This is a genomic window from Bartonella sp. MR100HLJHH, assembly GCF_042194215.1.
Classification (GTDB): domain Bacteria; phylum Pseudomonadota; class Alphaproteobacteria; order Rhizobiales; family Rhizobiaceae; genus Bartonella; species Bartonella grahamii.
On sequence record NZ_JBHIMR010000029.1, the window covers coordinates 1 to 6,406 of the forward strand.

At 40.5% G+C, this 6,406-nt stretch carries 11 protein-coding genes and 1 pseudogene; 2 read left to right on the forward strand and 10 right to left on the reverse strand.

The features are described from left to right. Together ACFIJ7_RS08710 and ACFIJ7_RS08715 are read left to right on the forward strand one after the other, a co-directional pair. Nucleotides 1-213, forward strand: a pseudogene (locus ACFIJ7_RS08710) (integrase); the annotation flags it as partial. A 210-nt stretch (nucleotides 214-423) separates the two neighbouring features. Beyond that, nucleotides 424-624: an AlpA family transcriptional regulator gene (locus ACFIJ7_RS08715; RefSeq protein WP_011180791.1), complete on the forward strand. Its 201-nt coding sequence runs from the start codon at nucleotides 424-426 to the stop codon at nucleotides 622-624. 99 nt (nucleotides 625-723) lie between these two features. Here the strand turns inward: ACFIJ7_RS08715 and ACFIJ7_RS08720 are convergent, their stop codons facing one another. The 10 genes from ACFIJ7_RS08720 to ACFIJ7_RS08765 all read right to left on the reverse strand — a co-directional run bounded on the left by ACFIJ7_RS08720 (nucleotide 724) and on the right by ACFIJ7_RS08765 (nucleotide 6,359). Then, a complete protein-coding gene (locus tag ACFIJ7_RS08720) occupies nucleotides 724-1,083 on the reverse strand; it encodes a hypothetical protein (RefSeq protein WP_375645087.1) in 360 nt (119 codons plus the stop codon). 179 nt (nucleotides 1,084-1,262) lie between these two features. Next, complete coding sequence (locus ACFIJ7_RS08725) at nucleotides 1,263-1,667, reverse strand: hypothetical protein (RefSeq protein ID WP_375645088.1); 405 nt, start codon at nucleotides 1,665-1,667, stop codon at nucleotides 1,263-1,265. Further along, complete coding sequence (locus ACFIJ7_RS08730) at nucleotides 1,664-2,428, reverse strand: filamentous hemagglutinin (RefSeq protein ID WP_375645089.1); 765 nt, start codon at nucleotides 2,426-2,428, stop codon at nucleotides 1,664-1,666. The genes ACFIJ7_RS08725 and ACFIJ7_RS08730 overlap by 4 nt, the downstream gene beginning before the upstream one ends. A 15-nt stretch (nucleotides 2,429-2,443) precedes the next feature. Continuing rightward, nucleotides 2,444-2,845, reverse strand: a complete 402-nt coding sequence (locus ACFIJ7_RS08735) for a hypothetical protein (protein ID WP_375645090.1) — start codon at nucleotides 2,843-2,845, stop codon at nucleotides 2,444-2,446. After that, entirely contained in the window at nucleotides 2,842-3,612 is a 771-nt protein-coding gene (locus ACFIJ7_RS08740; protein ID WP_375645091.1) for a filamentous hemagglutinin, read from the reverse strand. Before ACFIJ7_RS08740 ends, ACFIJ7_RS08735 begins: the two co-directional genes overlap by 4 nt. After that, nucleotides 3,600-4,004 (reverse strand): hypothetical protein, encoded by a 405-nt coding sequence (locus ACFIJ7_RS08745; RefSeq protein ID WP_273788632.1) that lies wholly within the window; start codon nucleotides 4,002-4,004, stop codon nucleotides 3,600-3,602. Before ACFIJ7_RS08745 ends, ACFIJ7_RS08740 begins: the two co-directional genes overlap by 13 nt. Continuing rightward, nucleotides 4,001-4,792 (reverse strand): filamentous hemagglutinin, encoded by a 792-nt coding sequence (locus ACFIJ7_RS08750; protein ID WP_375645092.1) that lies wholly within the window; start codon nucleotides 4,790-4,792, stop codon nucleotides 4,001-4,003. The genes ACFIJ7_RS08745 and ACFIJ7_RS08750 overlap by 4 nt, the downstream gene beginning before the upstream one ends. Beyond that, the gene (locus ACFIJ7_RS08755) at nucleotides 4,780-5,184 is read right to left on the reverse strand and encodes a hypothetical protein (RefSeq protein WP_375645093.1); all 405 of its coding nucleotides are present in this window, start codon (nucleotides 5,182-5,184) and stop codon (nucleotides 4,780-4,782) included. Before ACFIJ7_RS08755 ends, ACFIJ7_RS08750 begins: the two co-directional genes overlap by 13 nt. After that, nucleotides 5,181-5,936: a filamentous hemagglutinin gene (locus ACFIJ7_RS08760; RefSeq protein ID WP_375645094.1), complete on the reverse strand. Its 756-nt coding sequence runs from the start codon at nucleotides 5,934-5,936 to the stop codon at nucleotides 5,181-5,183. Before ACFIJ7_RS08760 ends, ACFIJ7_RS08755 begins: the two co-directional genes overlap by 4 nt. Nucleotides 5,937-5,951: 15 nt before the next feature. Beyond that, nucleotides 5,952-6,359, reverse strand: a complete 408-nt coding sequence (locus ACFIJ7_RS08765; RefSeq protein ID WP_375645095.1) for a hypothetical protein — start codon at nucleotides 6,357-6,359, stop codon at nucleotides 5,952-5,954. Between the last annotated feature and the right edge of the window lie 47 nt (nucleotides 6,360-6,406).

Sequence of the window (6,406 nt, forward strand, 5' to 3'; positions counted from 1 at the left end):
AAAAATAAAATTGAAGCCTGCCCCCATGGATTTCGTTCTAGTTTACGCAATTGGCTCGCTGAAACAACCGATGCCCCTTATGAAGTCGCTGAAACCATTCTAAGTCATACGGTCGGCGGTAAAGTAGAGCGTGCCTATCGTCGGACTGATTATCTAGAACAGCGCCGTGTCTACATGGATAAATGGGCGGCTTATGTCACGGGTCAATCTTAAGATATGGGGTGCATAACCCCATTATCTGTGCATAACTTTAACTCTCTTGTCTCTCATTCTTTCTCAATAAGATTCATCACGCCTCACATAAGAAATTATATGATAAAATATTGTTTTCTATAAATAAAATACCTTCAAAAATGAACCAAAATATGGTTAATAAATAGTTATGATTTGTTCTCATTTTTTTACTTTTGAAAGGATTTTAGTATGACAGAAAATGATATTCTTTTGACAGATCGTGAAAGTGCAAAATTGCTTCATATGAGTGTCTCAACATTCCGCCGTCATGTTACCAATGGCTCTCTCCCAAAACCCCTAAAATTTGGTTTTTTATCGCGTTGGTTACAATCAGATCTTATCAATGTAATCGAGCAAGCAAAACAGCAACGTCAAAGTGACGCAGCATAAAAAAACCTTGTCACGTAAGGACGGACAAGGCTTTCTCAAACTCATCAACCTAGTGCTTTATTTGGTGTAAATTCAAGGCTTTCTCTGCTAAAGCAAGACTTAAGGCTGGCATTCAAGTTGTTCTGAATGCTTTTTACAATAAGGGCTATTTAAGCGTCTCTCAACACTTCGTTGAGGCATGACAGCACCAGGACGACATATGGGAAGATTGTCCGATTTATGGTTTTCACACCATTCTTGTATTGTAAAGCTAGGACGAAAACCTGATTGCGCCATACACATTTCAATATTGGCAAATTGATTCAAATCTAGCGCCACAACCTTATTAAGGTCCGGTACTCCACATTCTAAAAGTATTTTATTTCTCCATAATGCTGGAGAAAGTGAGGGAATTGAGTTAACACATCCAGTGATACTTAACAGAGCTATACAACTCAACAGTTTTAAGATTTTCTTCATTTTTTCCCTCTTTCAATGGATTTATTTACGATAAAAAGCTCTTAAGCCTGTTGATATTTTCTGTCACCGCTGCTTAAAACAACGGTGAACAATATTGAGATGACAGATTGAGGAAACAATCGCGCCATTCCAAGCGAAGGCAAGGATGGCGGATTGTTGATCATCACAAACAACAAAACTTAAGGTTGGCATTTGCGACTATTTTTATATTTTTTACAAAACGGGCTGTTCAAGCGCTTCTTGACACTGCGCTGTGGAACAACAGCGCCTGGACGACAAATGGGAAGATCCTCGGCTTTATGATTTACACACCAAGTTCCCCCTCCCACTTTATCACGAAAACCTGATTGAATCATACAAGCTTCTATGGTTGCTATTGCATTGTAGCTGAGCTTTCTGCTTTCTGGATCAGTATCATAAGGGGTTGGCATTCCACATTCTAATAAGGCTTTACCTACCTCAGTAAAATCAGTAACACCATTTTTCTCCCACGTAGCTATCTCTCCTAGAGGAGGTTTATCGATATTACATCCAGTTACACTCACCAAAACTATTCCACTTAATAACTTTAAAATGTGTTTCATTTTTTACTCTTTGATTTACTTAAAGGAAATTGTTCACGATGAGATGAGCCGTAAAACTTTTGGCATTTATAACCCACATCTCCAAGACAGGTATGGGAACTTATGGGATTCATGATCACTCTCCACCATTCTTTCCACATGTTACTACCAGCAGGTATTGTCTCGTAGGTATAGCCATTGCCGCCAATCAATCTGCTTACAACGTCAAATCTATGCCCATCAAAGCCAATAGTGGTTTGTTTGCCATCACTCACATAACCTAACAGACCGGATGCAACTAAAGCATTAAAGGCTGGTCCATAGAAATTGATATTCGTATTGTCGGCTATACCGTGAACACCTTCTTGTTTGAAAGAATACAGCATATTAAAGCCTGTCAAACTGCCACGGCTATGTCCATAAAGTTCTAACCCTGTAATACCATGGCTATACACCAAATCTTTTGCTTCTTGTGTGGAATTGGTCAAACCCCAAAAATTATTTTCCATAAACTTCTGGTACCCTGCGACCAGAAGTTCTGAAATAGCAGAATCCGCTTGGGGAAACACAACAAAATAAAGCGGATTATTTTTATCCTTCACATGTTGAACCGCATAAACAGCGGCTTCCTCTGGTGGAGTAAAAATGCCACTGAGGGACACATGCACCTTGCCATCAAAACCAGCTTGTAAATGCTGCTTTTCTTCATCCGTTAAATAATGAAAGTGAGGAAACAATCCCACCATTTCAAGCAAAGGCAAGGATGGCGGATTGTTGGTCATTACAAATAGCAACACTTAAGGATAACATTCATATTGTTCTGGATGCTTTTTACAAAACGGGCTATTTAAGCGCTTCTTGACACTGCGCTGTGGTATGACAGCGCCTGGACGACAAATGGGCAAGTTTTCGGCTTTATGATTTCCACACCAGCCCCCCCTATCATATTTATCATGAAAACCAGCTTGAATCATACAAGCTTCTATGGTTGCCCATGCATTGTTGCTTAAATTTCTGTTTTCTGGAAATACATCATAAGGTGCTGGCATTCCACATTCTAAAAGTGCTTTTTTTACCTCAAGCCGATCTGCTCCTGATTTCTCCCACACCGTGAAGTATCCTGCAGGAGGTTTATTAAATTGGCATCCCGTTATAACTAATAAAGCTATGCAACTCAATAATTTAAAGATTTGTTTCATTTTTTCCTCCTTAAAGGGAATTGTACTCGATGGGAAAGTCCATATATATCTCGACATTTTGGACCCGCATCTCCAAGGCAAGTATGGGGATTATAAGGATTTGAGAACATATTCCATGTTTCTTTCCACCAGTTACTACCATCAGGTATTGTCTCATAAGTATAGCCATTACCGCCAATCCATCGGCTTACAAAGTCAAATCTATGCCCATCAAAGCCAATAGTGGTTTGTTTGCCACCACTCACATAACCTAACAAACCGGATGCCGCCAAAACATTAGCCGCTGGTCCATGGAAACTGATCGTTGTATTGCCAGCTACATCATTTACACCTTCTTGTTTGAAAGAATTCATCATATTAAAGCCTGTCAAACTGCCACGACTATGGGCATCAAAATGCAATCCTGTGTTACCATAGCGAGACATTATATCTTTTGCTTCTTGTGTGGAATTGGTCAAACCCCAAAAGTTATTTTCCATAAACTTCTGGTAGCCTGCGACCAGAAGTTCTGAGATAGCAGAATCCGCTTGGGGGAACACAACAAAATAAAGCGGTACATTTTTATTCTCCGCATGTTGCTCTGCATAAACAGCCGCCTCATAGGGTGGTGTAAAAATGCCATTGAGGGACACATGCACCTTGCCATCAGAGCCGGCTTGCAAATGCTGCTTTTCTTCATCCGTTAAATAATGTGCGTGAGGAAACAATCGCGCCATTCCAAGTGAAGGCAAGGATGGCGCATTGTTTCCATCACTTAAGGTTGACATTTGCGACTATTTTTATACTTTTTACAAAACGGGCTGTTTAAGCGCTTCTTGACACTGCGCTGTGGTATGACAGCGCCAGGACGACAAATCGGGAGATTTTCGGATCTAAAAGTATAACACCATCCTCCCTCATGTTCATTTTCATAATGGAAACCTGATTGAACCATACAAGCATGAATTGTTGCCCATGCATTGTTACTTAGCTTTCTGCTTTCTGGATCGGTATAATAAGGTGTTGGCATTCCACATTCTAACAAGGCTTTTCCTACCTCTGTAAAATCTGCTCCTGGTTTCTTCCACGCTGCCACCTCTCCTAGAGGAGGTTTGTTAAATTGACATCCGGCTATACTGAACAAAGTTACAGCGCTTAATAATTTTAGGGTTTGTTTCATTTTTTACTCCATGATTTACTTAAAGGAAATTGTTTACGATGAGATGAACCATAATCATATCTACATTGTGGACTCGCATCTCCAAGACATGTGTGGACACTGTTGGGATTTGTGAACATATTCCATGTTTCTTTCCACCAGTTACTGCCAGCAGGTATTGTCTCATAAGTATAGCCATTACCGCCAATCCATCGGCTTACAAAGTCAAATCTATGCCCATCAAAGCCAATAGTGGTTTGTTTGCCACCACTCACATAACCTAACAAACCGGATGCCGCCAAAACATTAGCCGCTGGTCCATGGAAACTGATCGTTGTATTGCCAGCTACATCATTTACACCTTCTTGTTTGAAAGAATTCATCATATTAAAGCCTGTCAAACTGCCACGACTATGGGCATCAAAATGCAATCCTGTGTTACCATAGCGAGACATTATATCTTTTGCTTCTTGTGTGGAATTGGTCAAACCCCAAAAGTTATTTTCCATAAACTTCTGGTAGCCTGCGACTAGAAGTTCTGAGATGGCAGAATCAGCTTGGGGGAACACAACAAAATAAAGCGGTACATTTTTATTCTCCGCATGTTGCTCTGCATAAACAGCAGCTTCATAGGGTGGCGTAAAAATGCCATTGAGGGACACATGCACCTTGCCATCAGAGCCTTCTTGCAAATGCTGCTTTTCTTCATCCGTTAAATAATGTGCGTGAGAAAACAATCGCGCCATTCCAAGTGAAGGCAAGGATGGCGCATTGTTTCCATCACCAATAGCAAGACTTAAGGTTTGCATTCATATTGTTCTGGATGCTTTTTACAAAACGGGCTGTTTAAGCGCTTCTTGACACTGCGCTGTGGTATGACAGCGCCAGGACGACAAATCGGGAGATTTTCGGCTCTAAAAGTATAACACCACCCCCCCCTTCTTTGATCTTTATAGCGGAATCCTGATTGAATCATACAAGCATGAATTGTTGCCCATGCATTGTTGCTTAAATTTCTATTTTCTGGAAATACATCATAAGGAGCTGGCATTCCACATTCTAATAATGCTTTGCCTACCTCAGTAAAGTCTGCTCCAGGCTTTTCCCACATCGCCAAAGATGATGAAGGAGTTTTATTAAACTGACATCCAGCTATATTCAACAAAGTTACAACACCTAATAGTTTTAAAATTTGTTTCATTTTTTACTCCTTAAAGGGACTTGTACTAGATTGGATGAGCCATAAACATATCGACATGCTGAGCTCGCATGTCCAAGACATGTGTGGACACTGTTGGGATTTGTGAACATATTCCATGTTTCTTTCCACCAGTTACTACCAGCAGGTATTGTCTCATAAGTATAGCCATTACCGCCAATCCATCGGCTTACAAAGTCAAATCTATGCCCATCAAAGCCAATAGTGGTTTGTTTGCCACCACTCACATAACCTAACAAACCGGATGCCGCCAAAACATTAGCCGCTGGTCCATGGAAACTGATCGTTGTATTGCCAGCTACATCATTTACACCTTCTTGTTTGAAAGAATTCATCATATTAAAGCCTGTCAAACTGCCACGACTATGGGCATCAAAATGCAATCCTGTGTTACCATAGCGAGACATTATATCTTTTGCTTTTTGTGTGGAATTGGTCAATCCCCAAAAGTTATTTTCCATAAACTTCTGGTAGCCTGCGACCAGAAGTTCTGAAATAGCAGAATCCGCTTGGGGGAACACAACAAAATAAAGCGGATTATTTTTATCCTTCGCATGTTGCTCTGCATAAACAGCGGCTTCCTCTGGTGGAGTAAAAATACCATTAAAGGAGACATGAACCTTGCCATCAGAACCTTCTTGTAAGTGCTGCTTTTCTTCATCCGTTAAATAATGAAAGTGAGGAAACAATCCCGCCATTCCAAGTGAAGGCAAGGATGGCGGATTGTTAATCATCACAAACAGCAAAACTTAAGGCTCGCATTCAGGTTGTTCTGGATGCTTTTTACAAAAAGGGCTGTTTAAGCGCTTCTTGACACTGCGCTGTGGGATGACAGCGCCTGGACGACAAATGGGAAGGTTTTTCTCTTTAAAAGTATAACACCACCCCCCCCCTTTTCCATTATCTTTATAGCGGAATCCTGCTTGAACCATGCAAGCATCAACTGTTGCTTTAGCATTAATACTCTGCTGTTGGTTTTCTGGAAAAACATCATAAGGGGTTGGCATACCACATTCTAACAATGCTTTTCCTATCTCCGTAAAATCTGCACCAGGTTTCTCCCACATACTCAGAGCCCCTGGAGAAGGCTTATCAATGTTACATCCAGCAATATTTAACAAAATGAAACCGCTTAATAATTTCAAGATTTGTTTCATTTTTTCCTCCCTGAATATTTTGAATAAATTGGCGTACGATTAGGTAA